The organism is Paracoccus sp. FO-3 (genome assembly GCF_006386455.1).
GTDB classification, from domain to species: domain Bacteria; phylum Pseudomonadota; class Alphaproteobacteria; order Rhodobacterales; family Rhodobacteraceae; genus Paracoccus; species Paracoccus versutus.
Map to the genome: position 1 here is coordinate 1 of NZ_VCBQ01000076.1, position 23,496 is coordinate 23,496.

Consider the following 23,496-nt stretch of genomic DNA (forward strand, 5'->3'; position numbering starts at 1 on the left):
AACCCCAGCCGTCGCGCAAACCGGGGGGGCTTCTTGGGCAGGAGCCGGTTCCTGCCGGTTGTCGTCTCGGCCCGCGGTTCCGATCCGGGCCGCAGGGGCGAACCCGACAGGCGGACCGGGCATGCAGGAGCCGGAGGGCGCCGAAAGCGGCGCCGGTTCGCTGCCCGGCACGGCGACGACCGGCGGTCCGCGCGCCGCCCATGGCGCATCATCCCCGGCCCGGCGCATCCCGGATGCAACGATAGCGGCATGTCTTGCGACAATATCGTCAGCCGGCCCTGGCATCCGCGGCCGGGCAGGGCGGCCGAGCCGGGACATGCGGGCATCCGCTTCATGGCGCAGGCAGAGGGGAAAGCGTGCCGTCTGTCGCCGGCCGGGGCGGATCTGCGCGGTGGCAGGAATGGGCGCCAGTCGGCTTGCAGCGCCTTGCGCATCCGCATCCAGACGAGGCCGGGCGGCGCTGGGGAAAGGGTTCGGGTGCCCCGAGATGGCCGTGGTGCGGCGTTCGGGGCAGCGGCTGGCGAAGCACACCGTCAGGGCGTCCACCTGGCGGCCCTGCACAGCCTGGCAGCGCGGCGCGCATTCGGGCCGCGCCATGAAGGCCCTGGGGAAGCGGGCACGCACATCCGGCGCCGCCCCGCCGTCACCCAAGAACCGGCGGAACCCGGCGCGCGGCAGGCGCCGCCGCCGGGCCGGCGGCGGGATCGTCACCGCGCCGATGCCGCCGTCGACCAGCGCCCGGCCGGCGGCCTCGCGCCGTCCCGCCTTGGGGGGAGCAGGGTTTTCCATACCCTTTCATAGCCCCGGCGGCGATTCGCCTCAACCGAACTGGCCAGCAATGCATACCAAAGGATCATGGGTGGCGTTTTAGTAGACATAGATGAACAATCCGTGCCTGGCTGCCCGCCTGCGCAGCAAAAGGCCCCGCCGGGCGATTGCGCCGGCGGGGCCGAAAAGGAAGCTCCGGGATGCTTCCGGCCTTATTCCCGGTTGCCCAGGAATTGCAGCAGGAACATGAACAGGTTCAGGAAGTCCAGGTACAGCTGCAGCGCACCCATGATCGCGGCCTTGCCCAGGAAGTCGCGGTCCGAGTTGGCCAGCTGCAGATAGGTGTTCTTGATGTTCTGCGTGTCGAAGGCGGTCAGCCCGGCAAAGATCAGCACGCCGATCGCCGAGATGGCGAATTGCATCGCGCCCGATTTCAGGAAGATGTTCACGATCGAGGCGACGATCAGCCCGATCAGGCCCATCATCAGGAAAGTGCCCATCCCCGACAGGTCGCGCTTGGTCGTGTAGCCGTAAAGCGACAGGCCGGCGAAGGCGATGGCGGTGATCAGGAAGGTCTGGATGATCGAGAAGCTGGTATAGGCGGCAAAGATCCAGCTGATCGAGATGCCCATCACCGCGGCGAAGGCATAGAACAGCGTGGTCGCGCCCTGCACCGACAGCCGGTTCAGCGCGGCGCCGAAGGCAAAGACCATGACCAGCGGCGCGAACATCACCACCCATTTCAGCGGCGACAGATACAGCGTCTTGCCGAACTCGGTCAGGTAGTGGCCATTGCCGAGCGCCCATTGCGTCGGCGTGTCGGAAAGCGCCAGGCCCGCCATGCCCCAGGCGGCGCCGGCCGTCACCAGCATGCCCACGGCCATCAGGCCATAGACCTTGTTCATATAGGCGCGCAGGCCCTCATCCACGGCAGCCGAGCGCGTCGCGGTCCCGGCCGTGCGGATCGAATTGTAGTCTTGCATAGGTTCTCCCCGGTCGAAAATCGCGGTGCGGCCCGCATGGCCGACCATCCACGCAGATATTGGCAAAGCACGCCGGTTTTTCAATGCAGAACCGGCGGTTTTGGCCCTGGCTGACGAAAATTTCAGATGCTAACGATCACCTTTCCGGTCGAGCGCCGGCTGGCCAGCAGGTCATAGCCCTCGGCCAGCCGGTCGAGCGGCAGGGTGGCGCCGACATGCGGGCGCAGGCGGCCCTGTTCGTAAAGCGCGAACAGCGCGGCGATGTCCTGGCGCAGCAGTCCGGGATCGAGCTTGCGATAGCCGCCCCAGTAAAAGCCGTGGATGGCGATGTTCTTGACCAGCGCGTGGTTGAGCGGCAGGGCCGGGGGCTTGCCGCCGGCAAAGCCGATCACCAGGAAGCGGCCGCCGGGGCGCAGGGCGCCGAAGGCCGCCTCGCCGGGCGCATCGCCCACGGGATCGTAGACCACGTCGACGCCCCCCATCTCGCGCAGGGCGGCGCGCAGGTCGGGGCATGTCTCGCTGTCGATGCAATCCGCGGCCCCCGCCGCCCGCGCCACCGCCAGCTTGTCGGCCCCGCGCGCCACTGCGATCACCCGCGCGCCCAAGGCGGCGCCGATCTCGACCGCGGTCAGCCCGACCCCGCCCGCGGCCCCCAGCACGGCCAGGGTCTCGCCCGCGCGCAGGCCCGCGCGCAGCGTCAGGGCGAAATGGCTGGTGCCATAGGCGATCAGGAAACCCGCCGCCTCGTCATAGCTCATGGCGTCGGGGATCGGGTGGCAGCTTTCGGCGGGGAACAGATTGGCCTCGGCCATGGTGCCCTGGCCTTGCACGACGACGCGGGTGCCGGGCGCCAGCGCCACGCCTTCGCCCGCCGCCAGCACCTCGCCCGCGCCCTCGAGTCCGGGGATGAAGGGCAGGGGCGGCGTCTCCTGATACTGTCCCTTGGTCATCAGCAGATCGGCGAAATTCAGGGCGGCCGCGCGCAGGCCCACCAGCACCTCGCCCGGACCGGGCGCGGCCAGCGACAGCCTGCCCGCGACGGGAGAGCCGGCCATTTTGTTGATTTGCATCATTTTCCAGGTCGTATTCATGATTCCTCCCACCGCTTTCCGCCTGCCTCCGGCCCGGCTTTTTCCCATGTTTCCGGGGGGTTCGGCCAGAGGCTTTCGGTGCCCGCAACCGATTGTCTTTTTGGACAAGTGGCCATTATCGACCTCGAAAATTGCGCCGTTCTGATGTAGCGCCCGTTTAGATTGAGTGAGGTGTTACCATGAAACATAACGTGGATGTCCATGTCGGAAAGCGGATCCGCCATCGTCGATGGATGATCGGCATGACCCAGCAGCAGCTGGCCGAAAAGGTCGGGATCAAGTTCCAGCAGATCCAGAAATACGAGACCGGGATGAACCGGGTCTCGGCCTCGCGGCTTTGGGACATCGCGCGGGCGGTGGACGTGCCGATCAGCTTCTTCTTCGAAGGGCTCGAGGATGGCCAGGTCCAGAACTCGGTCGAGGGCGACATCCTGGCCGACAAGGAGGCGCTGCAGCTGGTGCGGGCCTATTACGCCATGCCCGAGGCGCAGCGGCGCCAGATCTTCGAACTGGCCCGCGTGCTGTCGGACGCGGCCTGATCCGAACCCGCCGCGTTCCGGGGCTTTCGCTTGCGGGATACTGCGGCTAAACCTGCGCCCGAAGCATATCCGCGGGGGCAGGTCATGACGAGCGCGAACAAGACCAATCCTGTCGAAGACGCCGAACGGATCGTCGCCGTGGCGCATCGCCTTGCCGATGCCGCGCGGGCCGAGACGCTGAGCCTGTTTCGCAGCCCGGCATTGCGGCCCGACAACAAGGCCGCGACCGGCTTCGACCCGGTGACGGAAGCCGACCGGGCCAGCGAACGCGCCATGCGCGCCATCCTGGCCGCCGAGCGGCCCGAGGACGCGATCCTGGGCGAGGAATACGGCGCCCAGGCCGGGCGAAGCGGCCTGACCTGGGTGCTGGACCCGATCGACGGCACCCGCGCCTTCATGGCCGGGGCGCCGAGCTGGGGCGTGCTGATCGGGCTCAGCGATGCGCGGGGCCCGATCTATGGCATCGTGGACCAGCCGCATCTGGACGAGCGGTTCGAGGGCGGGCTGGGCCACGCCCGGCTGATCTCGGGCCGCGGCACCGTGCCCTTGCGGGTGCGCCGCGGCGTCGCGCTGGCCCAGGCGACGCTGATGACCACCTATCCCGAGGTCGGCGACCCCGCGGAACATGCCGCCTTTTCCCGCGTCGCGGCGCGGGCGCGGCTGGTGCGCTACGGGCTCGACTGCTATGCCTATGCGCTGCTGGCCGCCGGCCATGTCGACCTGGTGATCGAGGCCGGGCTGCAACCCTATGACGTGGCCGCGCCCATCGCGGTGATCCAGGCCGCGGGCGGGGTCGTCACCGACTGGCAGGGCGGGCCGGCGCATGGCGGCGGCACCATCCTGGCCGCGGGTTCACAAGAATTACATGCCGAGGCGCTAGCCCTGCTCAAGGGCGATTGAGGCCCCGGCGCGGGCCCCCTATGGTGCCCCGACCGACTTTCCCGACCGCCATCCTCGTCGCAAGACCCGAACCCCGAGGAGCCAGCCGATGACCGAGCCGCGCGAAACCGACACGGATGCCCCCGAAGCCGATTTCCAGCTGAGCCGGCAGGACATCGACGCGATCAACAAGGCCGTGGACGACGGCGACGGCCCGGCGCTGGACGCCGCGCTCGAGCCGATGCACGCCGCCGACATCGCCGACCTGATCGAGCAGCTGACGCCGGCGCGCCGGCGCGAGTTCCTGCATCTCTATTCCGGCGAGATCGACGGCGAGATCCTGTCCGAGATCGACGAATCCATCCGCGACGAGGTCATCGAGCAGCTGCCGCACGAGGTGGTGGCCGAGGCCGTCCGCGAAATGGACAGCGACGACGTCGTCGACCTGATCGAGGACATGGGCGCGCCCGAGCAGCAGGCCATCCTGGCCGCGCTGGACGAATCCGACCGCGCCGCCGTCGAACGCTCGCTGACCTGGCCGGAATATTCCGCCGGCCGCCTGATGCAGTCCGAGGTGGTGACGGCCCCCGAGCATTGGAGCGTGGGCGAGACCATCGACTTCCTGCGCGCCGAGGAATGGCTGCCCGACCAGTTCTATCACGTCGTGCTGGTCGACCCGCGCCGCCACCCCACCGGCTATGTCACCCTGGGCAAGCTGCTGGCCTCGCGCCGGCATGTGCTGCTGGGCGAAATCCGCGAGGACAGCTTCCGCACCATCTCGGCCCGCCAGGACGAGGGCGACGTGGCGCATGCCTTCAACAAGTATCACCTGATCTCGGCCCCGGTGGTCGATGACGACGACCGGCTGGTCGGGGTCATCACCATCGACGACGCCATGTCGGTGCTGGACGAGGAGCATGAGGAGGACATCCTGCGCCTGGCCGGCGTCGGCGAGGACAGCGCGATTTCCGACACAGTGGTCGAGACCATGCGCCAGCGCGTGCCCTGGCTTGCGGTGAACATCCTGACCGCGCTGGTCTCGGCCTCGGTCATCGCGTTCTTCGAGGACGCCATCGCCCGGCTGGTGGCGCTGGCGGTGCTGATGCCGATCGTCGCCTCGATGGGCGGCAATGCCGCGACCCAGACCCTGACCGTCGCCGTGCGCGGCCTGGCCACCAAAAGCCTGACCCGCACCAATGCGCTGCGCATCGTGCGCCGCGAACTGGCGGTGGGCCTGGGCAACGGGCTGCTGTTCGGCCTGGCGCTGGCGGGCGTCACCTATGTCTGGTTCCGCGATCCCAAGCTCAGCCTGGTGATCGCCATGGCCATGGTGGTGAACCTGTTCGTCGCCGCGCTGGGGGGCATCCTGATCCCGCTGGGGCTGGAAAAGGCGGGGGCCGATCCGGCGCTGGCCTCGGGGACTTTCGTGACCACCGTGACCGATGTGGTGGGCTTCTTCACCTTCCTCGGCCTTGCCGCGGTGATCCTGCTGTGAGCGCGGACCCGGCACTCAAGCACGCGCTGCGCCAGGCGGCGCTGGCGGCGCGGGCCGGGGGCGGCGACGATGCCGCGCTGACGCGCCACCTGGTCGCGGCGCTGGCCCCCCATCGCGGCAAGGTGCTGGCCGGCTATTGGCCGATGCGGGGCGAGGCCGATCCGCGCCCGGCCATGGCGGCCCATGGCGGGCCGGTCTGCCTGCCGGTGGTGATCGGCCCGGCCCGGCCGCTGGAGTTCCGCGCCCATGGCGATCGGCTGGAGCCGGGCCGCTTCGGCACCCTTCATCCCCCCGCCGATTCGCCGCTGCTGCGCCCGGATGTGCTGATCGTGCCCCTGGCCGGGTTCGACCGGGCCGGGCACCGGCTGGGCTATGGCGGCGGTTTCTACGACCGCACGCTGGCCCGGCTGCGCGCCGAGGGGGCGGTGGTTGCCATCGGGCTGGCCTATGCGGCGCAAGAGATTCACGCCATCCCCGCCGAGGCGACCGACCAGCCCCTGGACCTGATCGTGACCGACCGGGGCGTCATCCTGCCGCAGCCGGAAAAATCGCAGGACGCGAGTGCGGGAACGAAGTTGCAACCCTGACGCCTTGCGGCTGGGGATAAGCCTGTGGAAACCGGGTGAGCGGCTGCAAGGAACCCTGCCAGATCGCTTGGCTTTTCGCCGCCGGCCGCGACGAGGCAGTTGTTAACAGTGCATTTGCAGCGAATCTCATGACGTCCCAAGGGTCGGGATCGGCGGCGAAGTCCAGCAAAAATTTTGATTGAAATGCGTGCTGTCTCGGTTCAATTTGTGGCCCAGGCTTTCGGCGCCACCAGATCTTGTGTCTTTTTCGACAAGTGATCCGGTCCGGCGGCGGGGGCGAAGATCAGGAAAAATGCTTCGGGGTGCCGTGCGATCCGGCCGCCTGGGCCCGTGCCTTGGCGCGGGTGGCGGCGGTCGGCATGCGGCCTTGTTGCGGATGACGGGGGACAGTCAGGATGCGGATCGAACGGCGCTTCACCACGGTCGAGAGCGGGGCTTACGGCGCGCTTTCCTTTACCACCACCAGCAGCGAGATCCGCAACCCGGACGGCACCGTCGTCTTTCGCAACGATGCGGTCGAGGTGCCCCAGGGCTGGAGCCAGGTCGCCTCGGACGTCATCGCGCAGAAATATTTCCGCAAGGCCGGCGTGCCGGCGCGGCTCAAGCGCGTCAAGGAAAAGGGCGTGCCCGAGTTCCTGTGGCGCTCGGTCCCCGACGAGGCGGCGCTGGCGGCCCTGCCCGAGGAGGCGCGCTTTGGCGGCGAGAGCAGCGCGCGGCAGGTCTTCGACCGCATGGCCGGCGCCTGGACCTATTGGGGCTGGAAGGGCGGGTATTTTTCCAACGAAGAAGACGCCCGCGCCTATTACGACGAGATGCGCTACATGCTGGCCAGCCAGATGGGGGCGCCGAACAGCCCGCAATGGTTCAACACCGGCCTGCACTGGGCCTATGGCATCGACGGCCCCGGCCAGGGCCATTTCTATGTCGACTACAAGACCGGCAAGCTGGTCCGGTCGGACAGCGCCTATGAACATCCCCAGCCGCATGCCTGCTTCATCCAGTCCGTCGCCGACGACCTGGTGAACGAGGGCGGCATCATGGACCTGTGGGTCCGCGAGGCGCGGCTTTTCAAATACGGCTCGGGCACGGGCACCAATTTTTCGTCCCTTCGTGGGGAGGGCGAGAAACTGTCGGGCGGCGGGAAGTCTTCGGGGCTCATGGGCTTCCTGAAGATCGGAGACCGCGCAGCCGGCGCGATCAAGTCGGGCGGAACGACCCGGCGCGCGGCAAAGATGGTGATCTGCGACATGGATCACCCCGACATCGAGCAGTTCATCAACTGGAAGGTCATCGAAGAACAGAAGGTCGCCTCGCTGGTGGCGGGTTCGAAGATGCATGAGCGCGAGCTGAATGCCATCTTCGCCGCCATCCGCGCATGGGACGGCAGCGCCGAAGATGCCACCGATCCCGCCCGGAACGCCGCGCTGAAGGCGGCGATCCGCGGGGCGAAGCGCGTGATGATCCCGGAGACCTATATCAACCGGGTTCTTCAATATGCCCGCCAGGGCTTTGATTCCATTGAGTTCCCGACCTATGATACCGATTGGGACTCGGAAGCCTATGTCTCGGTCTCGGGGCAGAACTCGAACAACTCGGTGCGGGTGACGGATGCCTTCCTGCGCGCCGTGCGCGACGACCTGCCCTGGGAGCTGGTGCGGCGCACCGACGGGCGGGTGACGAAGACCGTCTCGGCGCGCGAGCTGTGGCAGCAGATCGGCCATGCCGCCTGGGCCTGCGCCGATCCGGGCATCCAGTTCCACGACACGATCAATGCCTGGCACACCTGCCCCGAGGACGGGCCGATCCGCGCCTCGAACCCGTGCAGCGAATACATGTTCCTGGACGATACCGCCTGCAACCTCGCGTCGATGAACCTGCTGAGCTTCTGGCAGGACGGCGAGTTCGACGCCGACGGCTATGTCCATGCCTGCCGGCTGTGGACGGTGACGCTGGAAATCTCGGTGATGATGGCGCAGTTCCCCAGCCGCGAGATCGCGCAGCGCAGCTATGACTTCCGCACGCTGGGGCTGGGCTATGCCAATATCGGCGGGCTTCTGATGAACATGGGGCTGGGCTATGACAGCGAGCAGGGCCGGGCGCTGTGCGGCGCGCTGAGCGCGATCATGACCGGCGTCTCCTATGCCACCTCGGCCGAGATGGCGGCGGAGCTGGGGCCGTTCCCCGGCTATGGCAAGAACGCCGGGCACATGCTGCGGGTGATCCGCAACCATCGCGCGGCGGCTTACGGGACCGGCGCCTATCAGGGCGTAAACGTGGCCCCGGTGGAGCTGGACGCCGCGAATTGCCCCGACCCGCGGCTGGTGGCCCTGGCGCAGGGCGCCTGGGACGAGGCGCTGACCCTGGGCGAGGAGCACGGCTATCGCAACGCCCAGGCGACGGTGATCGCGCCCACGGGCACCATCGGGCTGGTGATGGATTGCGACACCACCGGCATCGAGCCGGATTTCGCGCTGGTGAAGTTCAAGAAGCTGGCCGGCGGCGGCTATTTCAAGATCATCAACCGCTCGGTTCCCGCGGCGCTGGAGGCGCTGGGTTACGGCTCGGCCCAGATCGAGGAGATCATCGCCTATGCCGTGGGCCATGCGAGCCTGGGCAATTGCCCTGGCATCAACCATGCCAGCCTGGTCGGCCACGGCTTCGGCCCGCGCGAGCTGGAAAAGATCGACGCGGCGCTGGCATCGGCCTTCGACATCCGCTTCGTCTTCAACCAGTGGACGCTGGGCGAGGCCTTCTGCCGCGAGACGCTGGGCATCCCGGCCGACAGGCTGAACGACCCAAGCTTCGACCTGCTGCGGCACCTGGGCTTCACGCGGGCGCAGATCGAGGCCGCCAACGACCATGTCTGCGGGACCATGACGCTGGAGGGCGCGCCGCATCTGAAGCCGGAACATTACCCGGTCTTCGACTGCGCCAATGCCTGCGGCAAGAAGGGCACCCGCTACCTGTCGGTGGACAGCCATATCCGCATGATGGCGGCGGCGCAGAGCTTCATCTCGGGCGCGATCTCCAAGACCATCAACATGCCCAACAGCGCAAGCATCGCCGATGCGCTCGCAGCCTATGAGCTGAGCTGGTCGCTGGGCATCAAGGCGAATGCGCTTTATCGCGACGGCTCGAAACTGTCGCAGCCGCTGGCCTCGGCGCTGGTCGAGGACGACGAGGAGGCCGAGGAGATCCTGGCCAGCGGCAGCTTGCAGGAAAAGGCCGTGGTCATCGCCGAGAAGGTGGTCGAGAAGATCATCGTCAAGGAAGCCGTGCGCAGCCATCGCGAAAAGCTGCCGCAGCGCCGCAAGGGCTATACCCAGAAGGCGATCATCGGCGGGCACAAGGTCTATCTGCGCACCGGCGAATATGACGACGGCAAGCTGGGCGAGATCTTCATCGACATGCACAAGGAAGGCGCGGGCTTCCGGGCGATGATGAACAATTTCGCCATCGCCGTGTCCGTGGGCCTGCAATACGGCGTGCCGCTGGAGGAATTCGTCGATGCCTTCACCTTCACCCGCTTCGAGCCGGCGGGTATGGTGCAGGGCAATGACAGCATCAAGAACGCGACCTCGATCCTCGACTATGTGTTCCGCGAACTGGCCGTGTCCTATCTGGACCGCACCGACCTGGCGCATGTGAAGCCGCAGGGCGCGCGCTTCGACGACCTTGGCGGCGGCGAGGCCGAGAGCCAGCCCAATGTCGCCCCGGTCAGTGAAGGCGCCTCGCGCTCGCTCGAGATGCTCAAGCAGATCAGCTCGACCGGCTATCTGCGCAAGCGCCTGCCGCAGGATCTGGTGGCGCTGCAATCCGGGGTCTCGGTCGCCGCGGTGGCGACGGCCGAGGGGGCCGCGGCCGCGGTGGGCGTCGTCGCCATGGATGCGCGCACCAAGGCGCGGATGCAGGGCTACGAGGGCGATCCCTGCGGCGAATGCGGCAATTACACGCTGGTGCGCAACGGCACCTGCATGAAGTGCAACACCTGCGGCGCGACCAGCGGTTGCAGCTGAGGCGATCGGGGTCCGGGCGCGGAAACGGCGGCCGGACCCTGGCCAGGACGAAAGGCAGGACATGGAACTGATCGTCGGCACCAGGCGCATCGCCGCCGCCGCCATCCATCCGATCCCCGGCGGGGTCGAGGCCGAGTTGCGGGGCGACGCGGTCCTGCCCTTGCTGGACGCGACCTTTCACGGCGCCGGCCGGGTCGAGATCCTGGGCGGCGGCATGGACCGCCGGCCGATGGACGTGGCCGGCATCGAGATGCGCGGCGCCTCGACCCTGGTCACGCTGCTTTGCGCGGGCGAGGCGGCGGCGCTGCACTGAAGGATCATCGCTGCGATGAAACCTGTTCCGCGTCCTTTGGCCGCGGAACTTTTTTATGCTCAGGCGCTTGCGCCCGGCATTGCCTGCAAGTCACGATCAGTTCATCCTTTGCGAGCGTGGTTCATTTGCAACGGGCTCGAAAATCCCTTTGAACATGAGCATATTGCCAGGAGACCGGGTAGCGCCGCCCCGGCATGGAAGGAGACAATCCAGATGAACAGACCCTCTTCCCGCCATTTCCTGACCGCTTCGGGGCTTGCGCTGCTGATGGCCCTGACGCCGGCCGTCGCGCAAGAGCCGGCGACGCCCGGCGCCGATGCCGCGCAGGAGGCCGCGAACAGCAACCAGCCGCTGACCGCACCCGACAGCCAGGCCCGCCAGCAGCAGGTCATGCCCGAAAGCTTTGCCGACCTGGTCGAGAAGGTCAGCCCGGCCGTCGTCAACATCACCACCACCTCGACCGTCTCGACGCCGCTGGTGCGCGGGCCGCAACTGCCCGAGGGCAGCCCGTTCAGCGACCTGTTCCGCGAATTCGGCTTTCCGGGCTTCCCGCCGGGCGAGGGCAATCCCTTCCAGCGCGGGCCGCAGCAGCGCGAGCAGCGCTCGAACGCGCTGGGGTCGGGCTTCGTGATCTCGCCCGACGGGCTGATCGTGACCAACAACCATGTCATCGACGGCGCCGACGCGATCGAGGTCGAGTTCTTTTCCGGCAAGCGGCTGCCCGCCAAGGTGATCGGCAAGGACGACAAGACCGACATCGCCGTGCTGAAGGTGGAAAGCAGCGACGCCTTGCCCTTCGTCAAGTTCGGCGACAGCGACCGGGCGCGGGTGGGCGACTGGGTTCTGGCGCTCGGCAACCCGCTGGGGCAGGGCTTCTCGGCCTCGACCGGGATCGTCTCGGCCCGCAACCGGGCGCTTTCGGGCACCTATGACGATTTCATCCAGACCGATGCGGCGATCAACCGCGGCAACTCGGGCGGGCCGCTGTTCAACATGGACGGCGAGGTGATCGGGGTGAACACCGCGATCCTGTCGCCCAACGGCGGCTCGATCGGCATCGGCTTCTCGATGGCCTCGAACGTGGTCAGCAAGGTGGTCGAGCAGCTCGAGGAGTATGGCGAGACCCGGCGCGGCTGGCTGGGCGTCAAGATCCAGCCTGTGACCGACGACATCGCCGAATCGCTGGGCCTGGCCGAGGCCAAGGGTGCCATGGTCACGGATGTTCCCGCCGGCCCCGCCGCCGATGCCGGGATGAAGGCGGGCGATGTGATCACCCGCTTTGCCGGCGGCGCGGTCGAGGATCCGCGCGACCTGGTGCGCCGGGTGGCCGATGCGCCGGTGGGCGAGGCGGTCGAGGTCGTGGTCCAGCGCGACGGCGAGCCGGTCGAGCTGAAGGTGACGCTGGGCCGGCGCGAGTTGGCCGAGGGCACCGGCGGCGGCAAGGTGGACAGCGCCGAGGAATCGGCCAGCGACCTGATGGGCATGACGCTGGCGCCGCTGACGCCCGAGATCGCCGCCGAACTGGGGGTGTCGCGCGACATGCAGGGGCTGGTGGTGCAATCGGTCGAACCGACCGGGGCCGCCGCCGACAAGGGGCTGGCCGCGGGCGATGTCATCACCGAGGCCGGCCAGCAGCCGGTCGCCACGCTGGCCGACCTGGAGGCGCGCATCAAGGAGGCGCGCGATGCCGGGCGCAAGTCGATCCTGGTCATGGTGCGCCGCGCCGGCGAGCCGCGCTTCGTCGCCCTGCCGGTGGGATGAGCGCATGAAAAAGGGCCGGGGATGACCCGGCCCGTCCTTTGGTCGGGGCGCCCTGCGGCGCCCCGTTTTCGTTGCGGCTTACTGCTGCTGCGGCGCCGCGGCCGGGGCGGCTGCGGGCGCCGGGGCCGGGGCCGGCGCGGCGGCGAGGCCCTTGTTCGCCTCGGCCAGCGCGTTCATGCCGGCGGTGAAGCCGGTCAGCGACAGCGGCAGCTTGACCATTTGCTCCTGCGGCGCGCCGAAGGGTAAAAGCGACAGGGTTGCGGCCTTGCCGCGCTTCAGCGGGCCCAGGTCGGATTCGGCCAGGCCCACGCGCGACACGCAGCCGACCTGCGCGCAGAGCAGGAAGGGATAGCGCGATTCCTTGCCGGCATCGACTTGCAGCCCCACCCCGGCCTGGAGGTCGGTCTCCAGGGGCGCGATGAAGGTGATGACGGCCTGGACCTCGCCGGTCATCGGGATGACCGAAGCCTCGGCCACCGGCGAATCCTTGTCGTCCCTGAGCAGCTGGTAAAGCTCGCAGGGATCCTTGCCGTCCTGCGTCTTCATGCAGCGCAGCGTCCAGTCGCCATGGGTCGCCCTGGCATAGGGCTGGCCGACCTGCGGCTCGCCGTTGCCGGCGGCCTCGGCGGCAGGCGCTTCGGCGGCGGGGGCTTCAGCGGCGGGTGCCTCGGCTGCGGGGGTTTCGGCGGCGGGCGCTTCGGTGGCGGCCTCGGCTGCGGGGGCTTCGGCCGCAGGGGCCTCGGCTGCCGGCTGGGCCGGGGTCTGGGTGCTTGCGTCCTGCGCCATCACGCCGGCGGCGCTGCCTGCCAGCGCAACAAGGGCGGCAACCAGTGCCGCGGATGTCCTGTTGACCATGTTCTCTTCCTTTGGTCCATGCATCGGCCCCGGTCCTAACATGGGCATCGCGCCTTGTCAGGGCGGATCGCATCGCGCGGCGTCACCTTTGCGTTGGCATGGATGCGGGACGCCGCAAACACAAGGATCCGGGGCGCGCAAGACCGCTGCCCCGGATCCCATGGCTTACCTTCCCTGCCGGACTGGCCGGTCATCATTGCGCGGAAGGCTAGATGCAGCGGGACAGGCCGTCAACTGTCCTAAAGGTCAAATATGACATCGCCGCGACGCATGCGCCATCTGACCGCATCGCAGGCAGCCTGGGCGAAAAAATGCCGCGCCCGAAGGCGCGGCAGTCCAACAGGGAGGAAGCCGGCCATCCGCCGATGCGGGGTCCGGCAAGGAACAGACTGGCACAAAATCCTTGCGATTGTATTGTCCTTTCGTCCTAGCCTTGCGCTTTTTTGCCGATCCGTGGAGGAAACATGACAGGCATCGTCGATCTGGACGCCGGAACCGTCTTCGTGGGCGGCGGCGGCCCCGGCCACGCCCAGCCGCAAAACCTGCTGCTGAAATATGCCAATCGCCACGGGCTGATCGCCGGCGCGACCGGAACCGGCAAGACGGTGACGCTGCAAACCCTGGCCGAATCGTTTTCCCGCGCCGGCGTGCCGGTGTTCATGGCGGATGTGAAGGGCGACCTGGCCGGCATCGCCCGGCCCGGCGATCCGAACGGCAAGCTGCATGGCCCCTTCCAGGCCCGCAGCGAAACCATCGGCATGGCGCTGGACTACCAGGATTTCCCCGTCACCTTCTGGGACATCTGGGGCGAACGCGGCCACCCGGTCCGCACCACCCCGGCCGAGATGGGCCCCCTGCTTCTGTCGCGGCTGCTGGGGCTGACCGATGCGCAGGAGGGGGTGATGAACATCGCCTTCCGCGTCGCCGACGAGCAGGGGTTGGCGCTGCTGGACATGAAGGACTTGCAGGCCATGCTGGTCTGGGTCGGCCAGAACGCCAAGGACCTGTCGCTGAAATACGGCAATGTCTCGACCGCCTCGGTCGGTGCGATCCAGCGCGCGCTGATGGTGCTGGAGAACGAGGGCGGCGCCCGGCTGTTCGGCGAGCCGGCGCTGGAACTGGCCGACATGATGCGGCTGGATGCCTCGGGCAAGGGCATGGTCAACATCCTGTCGGCCGAGCGGCTGATGAATGCGCCGCGGCTTTATGCCACCTTCCTGCTGTGGCTGATGTCCGAGCTTTTCGAGCAATTGCCCGAGGTGGGCGACCCGGACAAGCCGCGCATCGCCTTCTTCTTCGACGAGGCGCATCTGCTGTTCGACGACGCGCCGCCGGCGCTGGTGGACAAGATCGAGCAGGTGGCGCGTCTGATCCGCTCCAAGGGCGTCAGCCTGTGGTTCATCAGCCAGAACCCGGCCGACCTGCCGGATGCGGTGCTGGGGCAATTGGGCAACCGGGTCCAGCACGCGCTGCGCGCCTTTACCGCCAAGGACCAGAAGGCGCTGCGGCTGGCGGCGCAGAACTATCGCCCGAACCCCGATTTCGACACCGCCGAGGCGATCCAGGCCGTCGGCACCGGCGAGGCGGTTACGTCCCTGCTGGAGGCCAAGGGCGTGCCGGGCATCGTGCAGCGCACCCTGATTCGCCCGCCGCTGTCCCAGCTCGGCCCGATTTCGGATGCCGAGCGGGCGGCGATCAACGCGGCCTCGCCCATGGCGCTGAAATACGGCCGGGCGCTGGACCGCGAATCGGCGGCCGAGATCCTGGCCAAGCGCGCCGAGGCGGCGGCCGCGGACAGCGCCGGGGCAGGGGCCAAGGGCGCGGACGACGACCTGTGGCAGATGGACCGCGAATATACCCGCGCGCGCCGCTATGACCCCGGCCTGCGGGTTCCGGCCGAGCCCAAGCCGCGCGCGCGCAGCTCGAACAGCGATTCGATCGCCGTGACCTTCGGCAAGAGCCTGGCCCGGCAACTGGGCACCAGGACCGGGCAGGCACTGGTGCGCGGCGTGCTGGGTTCCTTGTTCAGGGGCAAGTGACCCGGTTCGGCACCGCGCGGGGCGCGGCCTCGGCCGTCTCGGCCAGGATCGCGATCAGCAGCATGACGTGGCGGTGCATGTCGTAGCCGGCCTGGCCGCTGCGGCGGATCAGGTCAAGCCGCTCTTCTTCGGCCAGAAGCCGCGGCAGGGCGATGCCCGCGGGCGGCGGCGCGTCGCATTTCAGCACCCGGCGCAGGTCGCGCCGGCGGCTCCAGCCTGCCAGCCCGGCCCTGGCGGCGCGCACCAGCAGGCGCGGGCGGCGCAGAGGCGACTGGCCCAGGCGCGGCTGAAAGGCGATCACATTGCTCATCATCGTCATGGCGGTTTCCTCTGCCGGTCGAATCCGGTGGAATTATTTGCAACCTTGGGATGTGTTGCGCCGCCCGCCCGTGCTGCGCGCGCCGCAGCAAGGAATCGTTAGGAATTCTTAGCAAATACTGCCGCACCCCGCCGTGGTCCCGCTGTGCCGGACCGGGGCGGAGATACAACCCATCGGCGAGCCTCTGCCCGCTCGTCTGCAGGAAGCGAAGGAATGACCATGACGATTTTGACGGGAGATTTCGCGCCGGACGCCCTGATTGCCGCCCTGCCGGCCGGCGTCGAGCCCACGGACGGCAATCCGCCCGAAACCGCGCTTGTCCCGCAGGCCGAGGACGGCGATCTCAAGCTTTACCTGCGCCATGTCGAGGGCGGGGAAACGATCCGCTCGCTGGCCCGCGAGACGGGCTGCCATGCCTCGACCATCCTGCGTCGCATCCGCCGGTTCGAGGCGCGGCGCGACGACCCGCTGGTCGATCGCGCGGTCGAGCGGGCGGCAGAAAAGGGCAGGGGCAGCGGGGCAAGCCCGGCCGATCCGGGGCAGGCGGGCAGCAGGCAGATCACCCGCATCCTGCGCCGCCTGGCCGAGCCGGGGGCGCAGATGGTGGTGGCCGACGGCATGGAAAAGGCCATCGTCGTGCGCGACGACATCCGCACCGCCATCCTGGACCGCGAATTGGCCGAGCATATGGCGATGCGGGCCTGGGTGCATCTGCTGGGGCAGGGCAGGATCAACCGCTATGCCATCTCGGCCCAAGGGCGCGAGGCGCTGCGGGCGATGCTGGCCGCCCGGCGCGGCGGCGCCCTGCCGCGGGTCGAGGATTTCGTCCTTGCCGCCCCGGTCATGCCTCCGGTGCAGGGCTGCGCCGAGGATGCTGGCGCCTTCAGCCATGCCGACCGGCACCGGCAATGGGACGAGCGCGAGATCACCGACCCCGAGGACGGCCGCCGCCGCCGCGCCCGCGTCAATATCGCCGAAAGCCCGCTGCTGATGCTGGCGCGGCGGCGCGAGCCGGACGGGCGGCCCTTCCTGGCCGCCGAACTGGTTGCGGCCGGCGAACGGCTGCGCGAGGATTTCGAGCTGGCGCAGATGGGGCCGCGCGTCACGCAGAACTGGGACCGCTTCCTGACGGCCGGCGTCGATGTCTCGCGCGTCTTGGCCGGCCATGGCGGCGGCTCGGAAGGGGCGCGCAACCGCGTCGCCGCCGCGCTGCGCGAGCTTGGCCCCGGCATGGGCGACCTGTGCCTGCGGGTCTGCTGCTTCCTGGAAGGCATCGAGATGACCGAGCGGCGGCTGGGCTGGTCGGCGCGCTCGGGCAAGATCGTGCTGCGCCTGGGCCTGATGCGGCTGGAACGCCACTATCGCGAAACCTACGGCTCGGGCGCGCCGCTGATCGGGTGACGCCGGGGCAGGCCAAGGGGGAACGGCCATGAAAAAGGGCGCCCGGCGGCGCCCTTTTCGCATCGTCCCTGGCCCTGGCCCTGGATCAGGCCGCGGCCTTGGCCGGATTGGCGCGCAGCCAGTCCAGCACCGCCTCGGGCGCGGTGGCGCCATAGGGATCCTCGGGGCAGTCGTCCATCCGGCCGGGCTCTTCGAACCAGGCCTGGACGCGGCCGTCCTCGACGATGGCGGCATAGCGCCAGCTGCGGGCGCCGAAGCCCAGGTTGTCCTTGCGCACCAGCATGCCGACCTTTTCGGTGAAGGCGCCCGAGCCGTCCGGGATCACCTTGACGTTCTTCAGGTTCTGCACCTTGGCCCATTGGTTCATCACGAAGCTGTCGTTGACCGACATGCAATAGATCGCGTCGATGCCCAGATCGGCCATCTCGTCCGCCGCCTTCTCGAAGCCCGGCAGCTGATAGGTCGAGCAGGTGGGCGTGAAGGCGCCGGGCAGCGAGAACAGCACCACGCGCTTGCCCTTGAAGTAATCCGCGGTGGTCATCGCCTGCCAGCGATAGGGATTGTCCCCGCCCACGGATTCGTCGCGCACGCGGGTCTGGAAGGTCACTTCGGGAAGCAGATCGCCTTGTTTCATCATTCGTCCTTTCATCATCCGCTCCTCCCTTGGCCGATGCCGCGCCGCAGCATCGAGGGGCATAGATGCACCCTGCATTGGCGTTGATCAAGACCCGAAAAACCCGTAAGTTCGGCTGACTCCCAGCAAAGGATGCCGATATGGCGGACATGCCCCCGGTTCTGCGCCACCCCGAGAAAGCCCATCGCCCCGACCAGCCCCAGCCCAAGAAGCCGGACTGGATCCGGGTGAAGGCGCCGACCAGCCAGGGCTACAAGGACACCCGCGACATCCTGCGCAACAACCGCCTGTCCACGGTCTGCGAAGAGGCCGGTTGCCCGAACGTCGGCGAATGCTGGAGCCAGGGCCACGCCACCATGATGATCATGGGCGAGATCTGCACCCGCGGCTGTTCCTTCTGCAACGTGATGACCGGCAAGCCGAATGCGCTCGACGTGTTCGAGCCGGGCCGCGTCGCCCATGCCGTGCAGAAGCTGGGGCTGAAGCATGTGGTCATCACCTCGGTCGACCGCGACGACCTGGACGACGGCGGGGCCGAGCATTTCGCCCAGACCATCCGCGCCATCCGCCACCGCTCGCCCGGCTCGACCATCGAGGTGCTGACGCCCGACTTCCTGAAGTCCAAGCCCGGCGCGCTGGAGGCGGTGGTCGAGGCCCGGCCCGACGTGTTCAACCACAACCTGGAAACCGTGCCCGGCCTTTATCCGACGGTCCGGCCCGGCGCGCGCTATTTCCACAGCCTGCGGTTGTTGCAGCGGGTCAAGGAACTGGACCCCAGCATGTTCACCAAGTCCGGCATCATGGTCGGCCTGGGCGAGGATCGCCAGGGCGTCCTGCAGGTCATGGACGACATGCGCGCCGCGGACGTGGATTTCATCACCATCGGGCAATATCTGCAACCGACGCCCAAGCATCACCGGGTGGACCGCTTCGTCACCCCCGAGGAGTTCAAGGGCTACGAGAAAGCCGCCTATGGCAAGGGCTTCCTGATGGTCTCGGCCACGCCGCTGACGCGTTCCTCCTATCATGCCGGCGACGACTTCGCGCAGCTGCGCGAGGCGCGGCTGGCAAAGCTTGGCCAGGCCTAAGTCGGGGCTTGCAAAACGCTGCGTTGCGCCTTAGGCGGAGCGCAGAGACGGCCGGACGCCGGGCGGCGGATGTCCATGTTCCGAATGCCCGCCGGGGGGGGGAAGCATCGCCCCTTGCGCAAGGCAATGCCGTTTCGCCGGGCCAGGCCGGCCTGGACAAGGGCGCCACGGGGGTGTGGCGGAATGGTAGACGCGCCTGACTCAAAATCAGGTTTCGCAAGAAGTGTCGGTTCGAGTCCGACCACCCCTACCAGCGCCCTTTTCGGCCTTCGCTTCCGTCCCGTATCGGTCGGACTGTGCCGCATCCTCACCACCCCATGCCCCTGCGGCATATCCTTTGGTCGCATTAAGGCTTCGCCTGACGGAGCTGCTGGCCGGCCTGTATCCTGCCCCCGTGACCGGCTTTCGGCCCCGACGGACCTCGCACGTTCGGCCATCCATGCGCAGATTTCCGCAGACAGGTTCCCGGCTCCCCGTGAAGCTGGGTTCGCGCGCCGTCGCATGGCCGGAGACTTGGCCGCCGGCCGCCGCCACGCGCAAAGTGAGGCCAAGGCGGTCAAGGCGCTGAGGATACGGCTTGCGCTGCTGCTGGCAGGATAGTCCTTTGGCTGCGGCGGGACGATCTGACGCTGGATGCGCGGGAAGCGGGCTCCGGGTTGCTCGTGGATGCGAGCGAGATGCTGTCCGGGGCCAGCGATGACCACCCTCGCGGCCTCAACTGCTACCTGCCGCCTTGGCCGCCGAAGCGGGCGGGATGGTCCCGAATGCGCCTCTGATCTGGCGCATCAATCCGGGGCGAGTTCGAGGCTCTCTGGCCGCCAAGCGTCCGGCGAAACCCAGCGGGATCTTTTTTCGGGTATGGGGACGAGCATGGAGTAACGCACAACGGAACTCGCCTAAGCGGCTGATAGTCAACCAGAATGTGCGAGTGAATTGGTGGAGCCAAGGGGAGTCGAACCCCTGACCTCTTGAATGCCATTCAAGCGCTCTACCAACTGAGCTATGGCCCCACCGGAGGTCTCGGGCGGCGTCTCCGTCGCCCGTGTGAGGCGTCGTATAGGAGGGGGCGTCGGCGGGTGCAAGCGGAAAAATACAGCCTCGGGGAAAAATTCTCGCGTTGCCGGCCAAGCCCCGAAATCAAGGCGGTTTTCCCGGAAAATCTGCGCGCTGCAGCCGCGCGCGGGCAGGGCGTAGGACCTTGCCCGGCTGCTGCCTGGCCAAGGCCGCTCGCAGGATCGCCCTCCGGCTGCCGCGGCATGGGCGGGCGTTGGCCTCCTCCAGATGGGGCGGCTTCGCGTGTCGGACAAAGGGGACTGCCAAGGCCGCCTGTCTCAGCCCCGGCCGTGCGGTTCCTGCCAGTCGATCAGCGGGTTGATCGGGATGATGCGATGCGGGTTTATCGTGGCGTGGCTGTAGTGATAGTGGCGCACGATATGGTCGAAATGCACCGTCTCGGCCACGCCCGGCCATTGGTAAAGCTCGCGCGTCCAGCCCCAGAGGTTCGGATATTCGCGCAGCCAGCGCCGGTTACATTTGAAATGCGTGTGATAGACCAGGTCGAAGCGCAGCGCGGTGGTGAAAAGCCGCCAATCGGCCTCGGTGATCCGCTCGCCGCAGAGATAGCGGTTGCCGGCCAGATGGCCCTCGAGCCAGTCCAGCGTCTCGAACAGCGGGCCGGCAGCCTCGTCATAGGCCGCCTGCGAGGTGGCGAATCCGGCCTTGTAGACGCCGTTGTTGACCCGGTCGTAGATGCGCTCGTTCAGCGCGTCGATCCGGTCCAGCAGCCCGGGCGGACAGTAATCGTCGCGATTGCCGGTCAGCCCGTCGAAGGCCGAATTGAACATGCGGATGATCTCGGCGCTTTCGTTGCTGACGATGGTCTCCTGCGCCTTGTCCCACAGCACCGGCACCGTCACCCGGCCCGAGGCCCTGGGGTCCACCCTGAGGTAGAGGTCGCGCAGATAGGGCAGGCCGTGCAGCCGGTCCCCGGTCGCGCCGGGGAAATCGGTGGCAAAGGTCCAGCCCTCGGACAGCATGTCGGGATGGACGGCCGAGACGCCGATATGCGCGGCAAGCCCCTTGAGCGCGCGAAAGATCAGCGTGCGATGCGCCCAGGGGCAGGCATAGGAGACATAGAGGTGATAGCGCCCGCTTTCGGCGGCAAAGCCGCCCATGCCGCTGGGTCCGGGACTGCCGTCCGCGGTGATCCAGTTGCGATAGGCCGTCACGCTGCGCTGGAAGCGCCCGCCGCTGCTTTCGGTGTCATACCATTCGTCATGCCAGGTGCCGTCGATCAACTGGCCCATGCTGCCCCCTCGCGCGTTTCCGTCCGGCCCCCAGCATAGCCGAGCGGGCAGGGCGGGCAACCGCCCGGTTCAGTCGCGCAGCTGCGCCCGCGCCCAGCCGGCGATCGAGGCGGCGTCCATGGCGCCCGATTGCCGCGCCACCTCGCGCCCGCCCCGATAGAGCAGCAGCGTCGGGATGCCGCGGATGCCCAGGGTGGCGGCGACCTGCGGCTCGGCCTCGGAGTTCAGCTTGACGAGCCGCATCTCGGGCTCCAGCATGCCGGCGGCGCGGGCGAACTCGGGCGCCATCATCCGGCAGGGGCCGCACCAGGGCGCCCAGACATCGACCAGCACCGGGATCGAGTTGCGGTCGATCTGGCGCCGGAACATCGCCCCGTCCACATCGGCGGGATGGGCAGAGAACAGCGCCGCGCGGCATTTGCCGCAGCGTGCCTCGCGCGCGTCGCGCCCGGGCGGCAGGCGGTTGGTCGCGCCGCAGGCGGTGCAGACGATCTGGCGGTCGGCGTCGGACATGGTCAACCTCGGGGTTCCGGGGGCTGTCCCAGATATATTCGCAGGCGCGTATATAAACAAGGCCCGGCCCCTGCCGGACCCTATCCGCCCCGCAAAAGCCGCGCCGCGTCGCCGTAACAGGCCAGCCCGGTTTCCCGCGCCGGGCTGGCATCCGGCCCCAGGTCGCGCCGCAGCTGGCAGATGGCCTCGTGCTGGCTCAGGAACACCTGGCCGGACAGGTGGCGCAGGAAATCGCTGCGCCGCAGCCGGTCCATGACCGGCCCCTTGACCTCGGACAGGTTCAGGCTGATCCCGCCCTCGGCCAGGCGGCGGTTGATTTCCTCCAGGCTTTCCAGGGCGCTGGCGTCGATGTCGTTGACGGCAGGGCACATCAGCACGACATGGCGCAGGCGCGGCCGGTCGGCGACCAGCGCGGCGATGCGGTCCTCGAGAAAGCGGGAATTGGCGAAATACAGGCTTTCGTCGACGCGCAGCGACAGGATCTCGGGCCAGACCAGCACGCGGTGGCGGTCGACGTTGCGGAAATGCTCGGTCCCCGGCACCTGGCCCACGACGGCGGAATGTGGCCGCGAGCTGCGGTAAAGCTGCATGACCAGCGACAGCAGCACCCCGGCGCTGATCCCCGGCTCGACCCCGACCAGCAGCGTGACCAGGATGGTCGCCGCCATGGCCAGGAAATCGCGCGGCGAATAGTCCAGCACCCGGCGGATGGCGCGGAAATCGACCAGCGACAGCACCGCCAGGATGATGGTCGCCGCCAGCACCGCCTGCGGCAGGTCCGCCAGCAGCGGCGTCAGGAACAGCGCCGCCAGCGCGATGCCGATGGCGGTGAATACCCCCGCCGCCGGGGTCTGCGCGCCGGCGTCGTAATTCACCACCGAGCGTGCAAAGCCGCCCGTGACCGGATAGCCGCCGCCCAGCCCGGCGGCGATATTGGCCGCGCCCAGGCCGATCAGCTCCTGGTCCGGGGCGATCCGCTCGCGCCGCCGTGCCGCCAGCGTCTGCCCGACCGAGACCGATTCGACGAAGCCCACGACCGAGATCAGCAGCGCCGCCGGCGCCAGCGCCGCCAGCAATTCAAGCGACGGGATGGGCAGCGACAGCCCCGGCAGGCCCTGCGGGATGGCGCCGACCAGCGCCACGCCGCGCCCGCCCAGGTCCAGCGCCTTGGCCAGGGCGATGGCGGCGGCGATGGCCAGGATCGGCGCCGCGCGGGCCAGCATGTCGGCCAGCCAGCCGGGCAGGCCGGCCCGCACCAGCCCATGCCGGCCCCAGCGCCGCGCCGCGTAAAGGAAGGCCAGCGACCCGGCGCCGATGGCCAGCGTCCAGGGATTCGTCCGGGGCAGGCCGGCGAAAAGCGCGGGCAGGATCTCGGGCAGGGTCGAGCCGCCGCCGCCCACGCCCAGCAGGTGCCGGATCTGCCCGGCCGCGATCAGGATGCCCGAGGCGGTGATGAAGCCCGACATCACCGGGTGGCTGAGGAAATTCGCCAGGAACCCCAGCCGGAAGATGCCCGCCGCCACCAGCATCGCGCCCGAAAGCAGCGCCAGCGCGACGGCGGCGGTCAGCGCATCGGCCAGCCCCGCCTGCATCACCGGCCCGATGGCCGAGGCGGTCATCAGCGAGACCACCGCCACCGGCCCGACCGCCAGCACCCGCGAGGTGCCGAAGACCGCATAGGCGACCAGCGGCAGGATCGAGGCGTAAAGCCCCACCTCAGGCGGCAGGTTGGCCAGCATGGCATAGGCCAGGCTCTGCGGGATCAGCATGATGGTGACGATCACCGCGGCCAGCAGGTCGGCGCTCAGCACCGCCCCGCCATAGCCGCGCGCCCATTGCAGCATGGGCAGGCGGTGGATCAGATGCATCTGCGGCGAAGCCCCTGCCCGATTTTGACCATTGCGATTCC

The 23,496-nt window shown here is 68.5% G+C and carries 19 protein-coding genes and 2 tRNA genes; 11 read left to right on the top strand and 10 right to left on the bottom strand.

Annotated elements, in window-relative coordinates:
* From FE811_RS27935 to FE811_RS18670, 3 genes are all read right to left on the bottom strand, one after another.
* Positions 1-789, bottom strand: a 789-nt coding sequence (locus FE811_RS27935) for a hypothetical protein (protein ID WP_219848903.1), incomplete at its 3' end; no start/stop codon positions are given.
* A 191-nt stretch (positions 790-980) separates the two neighbouring features.
* Positions 981-1,751, bottom strand: coding sequence for a Bax inhibitor-1/YccA family protein (locus FE811_RS18665; protein WP_036760057.1), 771 nt, complete (start codon positions 1,749-1,751; stop codon positions 981-983).
* Between the two features lie 122 nt (positions 1,752-1,873).
* The gene (locus tag FE811_RS18670) at positions 1,874-2,842 is read right to left on the bottom strand and encodes an NADPH:quinone oxidoreductase family protein (RefSeq protein ID WP_116222812.1); all 969 of its coding nucleotides are present in this window, start codon (positions 2,840-2,842) and stop codon (positions 1,874-1,876) included.
* Positions 2,843-3,021: 179 nt separating this feature from the next.
* Between FE811_RS18670 and FE811_RS18675 the strand changes: the two genes are divergently transcribed.
* From FE811_RS18675 to FE811_RS18705, 7 genes are all read left to right on the top strand, one after another.
* Positions 3,022-3,381 (top strand): helix-turn-helix domain-containing protein, encoded by a 360-nt coding sequence (locus FE811_RS18675; RefSeq protein ID WP_024844684.1) that lies wholly within the window; start codon positions 3,022-3,024, stop codon positions 3,379-3,381.
* An 84-nt stretch (positions 3,382-3,465) separates the two neighbouring features.
* Positions 3,466-4,281, top strand: coding sequence for a histidinol-phosphatase (hisN, locus tag FE811_RS18680; protein ID WP_116222811.1), 816 nt, complete (start codon positions 3,466-3,468; stop codon positions 4,279-4,281).
* A gap of 88 nt (positions 4,282-4,369) precedes the next feature.
* Entirely contained in the window at positions 4,370-5,755 is a 1,386-nt protein-coding gene (gene mgtE / locus FE811_RS18685; RefSeq protein ID WP_116222810.1) for a magnesium transporter, read from the top strand.
* On the top strand, positions 5,752-6,342 hold the full coding sequence (locus FE811_RS18690; protein ID WP_166435597.1) for a 5-formyltetrahydrofolate cyclo-ligase: 591 nt from the start codon (positions 5,752-5,754) through the stop codon (positions 6,340-6,342). The genes mgtE and FE811_RS18690 overlap by 4 nt, the downstream gene beginning before the upstream one ends.
* Positions 6,343-6,737: 395 nt before the next feature.
* On the top strand, positions 6,738-10,358 hold the full coding sequence (locus tag FE811_RS18695; protein ID WP_072464121.1) for a vitamin B12-dependent ribonucleotide reductase: 3,621 nt from the start codon (positions 6,738-6,740) through the stop codon (positions 10,356-10,358).
* 61 nt (positions 10,359-10,419) lie between these two features.
* Positions 10,420-10,671 carry a hypothetical protein gene (locus tag FE811_RS18700; protein WP_036760042.1) on the top strand — a complete coding sequence of 84 codons (252 nt, stop codon included), beginning with the start codon at positions 10,420-10,422 and terminating at the stop codon, positions 10,669-10,671.
* 213 nt (positions 10,672-10,884) lie between these two features.
* Positions 10,885-12,432: a DegQ family serine endoprotease gene (locus FE811_RS18705; protein WP_114537195.1), complete on the top strand. Its 1,548-nt coding sequence runs from the start codon at positions 10,885-10,887 to the stop codon at positions 12,430-12,432.
* A gap of 78 nt (positions 12,433-12,510) precedes the next feature.
* Here FE811_RS18705 and FE811_RS18710 read toward each other — a convergent pair whose 3' ends face one another.
* Positions 12,511-13,287, bottom strand: coding sequence for an invasion associated locus B family protein (locus FE811_RS18710; protein ID WP_243700309.1), 777 nt, complete (start codon positions 13,285-13,287; stop codon positions 12,511-12,513).
* Between the two features lie 464 nt (positions 13,288-13,751).
* Here FE811_RS18710 and FE811_RS18715 point away from each other — a divergent pair, with 464 nt between their 5' ends.
* The gene (locus FE811_RS18715; RefSeq protein ID WP_036760046.1) at positions 13,752-15,326 is read left to right on the top strand and encodes a helicase HerA-like domain-containing protein; all 1,575 of its coding nucleotides are present in this window, start codon (positions 13,752-13,754) and stop codon (positions 15,324-15,326) included.
* Here FE811_RS18715 and FE811_RS18720 read toward each other — a convergent pair.
* Positions 15,313-15,645, bottom strand: a complete 333-nt coding sequence (locus tag FE811_RS18720; RefSeq protein WP_116222809.1) for a DUF6477 family protein — start codon at positions 15,643-15,645, stop codon at positions 15,313-15,315. The genes FE811_RS18715 and FE811_RS18720 overlap by 14 nt on opposite strands.
* Before the next feature lie 213 nt (positions 15,646-15,858).
* On the opposite strand from FE811_RS18720, the gene FE811_RS18725 reads away from it, so the two are divergent.
* Entirely contained in the window at positions 15,859-17,046 is a 1,188-nt protein-coding gene (locus tag FE811_RS18725) for a DUF6456 domain-containing protein (protein WP_140848396.1), read from the top strand.
* An 85-nt stretch (positions 17,047-17,131) separates the two neighbouring features.
* On the opposite strand, the gene FE811_RS18730 is transcribed toward FE811_RS18725, so the two are convergent.
* On the bottom strand, positions 17,132-17,680 hold the full coding sequence (locus tag FE811_RS18730) for a peroxiredoxin (RefSeq protein WP_116222868.1): 549 nt from the start codon (positions 17,678-17,680) through the stop codon (positions 17,132-17,134).
* A gap of 140 nt (positions 17,681-17,820) precedes the next feature.
* Between FE811_RS18730 and lipA the strand changes: the two genes are divergently transcribed.
* Positions 17,821-18,768, top strand: coding sequence for a lipoyl synthase (gene lipA, locus FE811_RS18735; RefSeq protein WP_036760049.1), 948 nt, complete (start codon positions 17,821-17,823; stop codon positions 18,766-18,768).
* 169 nt (positions 18,769-18,937) lie between these two features.
* Positions 18,938-19,021 (top strand) — tRNA-Leu (locus FE811_RS18740).
* Between the two features lie 681 nt (positions 19,022-19,702).
* On the opposite strand, the gene FE811_RS18745 is transcribed toward FE811_RS18740, so the two are convergent.
* The 4 genes from FE811_RS18745 to FE811_RS18760 form a co-directional block, all read right to left on the bottom strand.
* A tRNA-Ala gene (locus FE811_RS18745) sits at positions 19,703-19,778 on the bottom strand.
* 321 nt (positions 19,779-20,099) lie between these two features.
* Positions 20,100-21,074, bottom strand: coding sequence for a glutathione S-transferase family protein (locus FE811_RS18750; RefSeq protein ID WP_116222808.1), 975 nt, complete (start codon positions 21,072-21,074; stop codon positions 20,100-20,102).
* A gap of 69 nt (positions 21,075-21,143) precedes the next feature.
* Entirely contained in the window at positions 21,144-21,587 is a 444-nt protein-coding gene (gene trxC, locus FE811_RS18755; RefSeq protein ID WP_116222807.1) for a thioredoxin TrxC, read from the bottom strand.
* An 80-nt stretch (positions 21,588-21,667) separates the two neighbouring features.
* Positions 21,668-23,455, bottom strand: coding sequence for a SulP family inorganic anion transporter (locus FE811_RS18760; protein WP_116222806.1), 1,788 nt, complete (start codon positions 23,453-23,455; stop codon positions 21,668-21,670).
* Positions 23,456-23,496 lie beyond the last annotated feature (41 nt).

Coding starts and splice junctions, on each gene's coding strand:
- FE811_RS18665 (WP_036760057.1), bottom strand. CDS start 1,751: ATGCAAGACTACAATTCGATCCGCACGGCCGGGACCGCGACGCGCTCG.
- FE811_RS18670 (WP_116222812.1), bottom strand. CDS start 2,842: ATGAATACGACCTGGAAAATGATGCAAATCAACAAAATGGCCGGCTCT.
- FE811_RS18675 (WP_024844684.1), top strand. CDS start 3,022: ATGAAACATAACGTGGATGTCCATGTCGGAAAGCGGATCCGCCATCGT.
- hisN (WP_116222811.1), top strand. CDS start 3,466: ATGACGAGCGCGAACAAGACCAATCCTGTCGAAGACGCCGAACGGATC.
- mgtE (WP_116222810.1), top strand. CDS start 4,370: ATGACCGAGCCGCGCGAAACCGACACGGATGCCCCCGAAGCCGATTTC.
- FE811_RS18695 (WP_072464121.1), top strand. CDS start 6,738: ATGCGGATCGAACGGCGCTTCACCACGGTCGAGAGCGGGGCTTACGGC.
- FE811_RS18700 (WP_036760042.1), top strand. CDS start 10,420: ATGGAACTGATCGTCGGCACCAGGCGCATCGCCGCCGCCGCCATCCAT.
- FE811_RS18705 (WP_114537195.1), top strand. CDS start 10,885: ATGAACAGACCCTCTTCCCGCCATTTCCTGACCGCTTCGGGGCTTGCG.
- FE811_RS18710 (WP_243700309.1), bottom strand. CDS start 13,287: ATGGTCAACAGGACATCCGCGGCACTGGTTGCCGCCCTTGTTGCGCTG.
- FE811_RS18715 (WP_036760046.1), top strand. CDS start 13,752: ATGACAGGCATCGTCGATCTGGACGCCGGAACCGTCTTCGTGGGCGGC.
- FE811_RS18720 (WP_116222809.1), bottom strand. CDS start 15,645: ATGACGATGATGAGCAATGTGATCGCCTTTCAGCCGCGCCTGGGCCAG.
- FE811_RS18725 (WP_140848396.1), top strand. CDS start 15,859: ATGACCATGACGATTTTGACGGGAGATTTCGCGCCGGACGCCCTGATT.
- FE811_RS18730 (WP_116222868.1), bottom strand. CDS start 17,680: ATGAAACAAGGCGATCTGCTTCCCGAAGTGACCTTCCAGACCCGCGTG.
- lipA (WP_036760049.1), top strand. CDS start 17,821: ATGGCGGACATGCCCCCGGTTCTGCGCCACCCCGAGAAAGCCCATCGC.
- FE811_RS18750 (WP_116222808.1), bottom strand. CDS start 21,074: ATGGGCCAGTTGATCGACGGCACCTGGCATGACGAATGGTATGACACC.
- trxC (WP_116222807.1), bottom strand. CDS start 21,587: ATGTCCGACGCCGACCGCCAGATCGTCTGCACCGCCTGCGGCGCGACC.
- FE811_RS18760 (WP_116222806.1), bottom strand. CDS start 23,455: ATGCATCTGATCCACCGCCTGCCCATGCTGCAATGGGCGCGCGGCTAT.